This is a genomic window from Corynebacterium yonathiae, from assembly GCF_027570195.1.
Lineage (GTDB): Bacteria > Actinomycetota > Actinomycetes > Mycobacteriales > Mycobacteriaceae > Corynebacterium > Corynebacterium yonathiae.
This window is the reverse complement of the sequence record NZ_JAKMUZ010000037.1, coordinates 1-2,165: the sequence shown is the minus strand read 5'-3', so window position 1 is coordinate 2,165 and position 2,165 is coordinate 1. Positions and strand designations below refer to the sequence as shown.

Below are 2,165 nucleotides of genomic sequence, written 5' to 3'. Positions count from 1 at the left end.
CGCTCAGATCGACACCACGACTGCGTCCGGTCGCATGGTGTTCGGAATCTTCGCCACCTTGGCCGAGTTCGAGCGGGATCTGATCCGAGAGCGCACCATGGCGGGTCTCGCCTCCGCGAGAGCGCGCGGTCGCAAGGGCGGACGAAAATTCGCGCTCACCAAAGCTCAGGTGCGTCTCGCGCAAGCCGCCATGGCCCAGCGCGATACTTCAGTTTCCGATCTCTGCAAGGAACTCGGCATCGAGCGCGTCACTCTCTACCGATATGTCGGTCCCAAAGGCGAGCTCAGAGACCATGGAAAGCATGTTCTCGGACTTACGTAGCAACTCGTTTCTTTTCGCAGGTTGAGCCACCTCCGCGCTTCATCAGAAAACTGAAGGAACCTCCATTGAATCGAACTAATATTTTTTTTGGTGAATCGCATTCTGACTGGTTGCCTGTCAGAGGCGGAGAATCTGGTGATTTTGTTTTTCGACGTGGTGACGGGCATGCCTTCGCGAAAATCGCACCTGCTTCCCGCCGCGGTGAGCTCGCTGGAGAGCGTGACCGCCTCATTTGGCTCAAAGGTCGAGGTGTGGCTTGCCCCGAGGTGATCAACTGGCAGGAGGAACAGGAGGGTGCATGCTTGGTGATAACGGCAATTCCGGGAGTACCGGCGGCTGATCTGTCTGGAGCGGATTTGCTCAAAGCGTGGCCGTCAATGGGGCAGCAACTTGGCGCTGTTCACAGCCTATCGGTTGATCAATGTCCGTTTGAGCGCAGGCTGTCGCGAATGTTCGGACGCGCCGTTGATGTGGTGTCCCGCAATGCCGTCAATCCCGACTTCTTACCGGACGAGGACAAGAGTACGCCGCAGCTCGATCTTTTGGCTCGTGTCGAACGAGAGCTACCGGTGCGGCTCGACCAAGAGCGCACCGATATGGTTGTTTGCCATGGTGATCCCTGCATGCCGAACTTCATGGTGGACCCTAAAACTCTTCAATGCACGGGTCTGATCGACCTTGGGCGGCTCGGAACAGCAGATCGCTATGCCGATTTGGCACTCATGATTGCTAACGCCGAAGAGAACTGGGCAGCGCCAGATGAAGCAGAGCGCGCCTTCGCTGTCCTATTCAATGTATTGGGGATCGAAGCCCCCGACCGCGAACGCCTTGCCTTCTATCTGCGATTGGACCCTCTGACTTGGGGTTGATGTTCATGCCGCCTGTTTTTCCTGCTCATTGGCACGTTTCGCAACCTGTTCTCATTGCGGACACCTTTTCCAGCCTCGTTTGGAAAGTTTCATTGCCAGACGGGACTCCTGCAATCGTCAAGGGATTGAAACCTATAGAAGACATTGCTGATGAACTGCGCGGGGCCGACTATCTGGTATGGCGCAATGGGAGGGGAGCAGTCCGGTTGCTCGGTCGTGAGAACAATCTGATGTTGCTCGAATATGCCGGGGAGCGAATGCTCTCTCACATCGTTGCCGAGCACGGCGACTACCAGGCGACCGAAATTGCAGCGGAACTAATGGCGAAGCTGTATGCCGCATCTGAGGAACCCCTGCCTTCTGCCCTTCTCCCGATCCGGGATCGCTTTGCAGCTTTGTTTCAGCGGGCGCGCGATGATCAAAACGCAGGTTGTCAAACTGACTACGTCCACGCGGCGATTATAGCCGATCAAATGATGAGCAATGCCTCGGAACTGCGTGGGCTACATGGCGATCTGCATCATGAAAACATCATGTTCTCCAGTCGCGGCTGGCTGGTGATAGATCCCGTCGGTCTGGTCGGTGAAGTGGGCTTTGGCGCCGCCAATATGTTCTACGATCCGGCTGACAGAGACGACCTTTGTCTCGATCCTAGACGCATTGCACAGATGGCGGACGCATTCTCTCGTGCGCTGGACGTCGATCCGCGTCGCCTGCTCGACCAGGCGTACGCTTATGGGTGCCTTTCCGCAGCTTGGAACGCGGATGGAGAAGAGGAGCAACGCGATCTAGCTATCGCGGCCGCGATCAAGCAGGTGCGACAGACGTCATACTAGATATCAAGCGACTTCTCCTATCCCCTGGGAACACATCAATCTTACCGGAGAATATCGTTGGCCAAAGCCTTAGCGTAGGATTTCGCCCTCTCCCGCAAACGACCCCATCTTTGCGGCTATCCGGCCACGATCGCCGCA

Annotated in this window: 3 protein-coding genes; all 3 read left to right on the top strand. The window is 56.6% G+C overall.

All coding sequences use genetic code 11. From position 1 onward, the window contains the following. Positions 1–322, top strand: a 322-nt coding sequence (locus L8V22_RS11540) for a recombinase family protein (RefSeq protein ID WP_034975116.1), incomplete at its 5' end; no start/stop codon positions are given. 65 nt (positions 323–387) lie between these two features. Next, positions 388–1,191: an aminoglycoside O-phosphotransferase APH(3'')-Ib gene (gene aph(3'')-Ib / locus L8V22_RS11535; RefSeq protein WP_001082319.1), complete on the top strand. Its 804-nt coding sequence runs from the start codon at positions 388–390 to the stop codon at positions 1,189–1,191. After that, the gene (locus tag L8V22_RS11530) at positions 1,191–2,027 is read left to right on the top strand and encodes an aminoglycoside O-phosphotransferase APH(6)-Id (RefSeq protein ID WP_000480968.1); all 837 of its coding nucleotides are present in this window, start codon (positions 1,191–1,193) and stop codon (positions 2,025–2,027) included. The genes aph(3'')-Ib and L8V22_RS11530 overlap by 1 nt, the downstream gene beginning before the upstream one ends. Positions 2,028–2,165 lie beyond the last annotated feature (138 nt).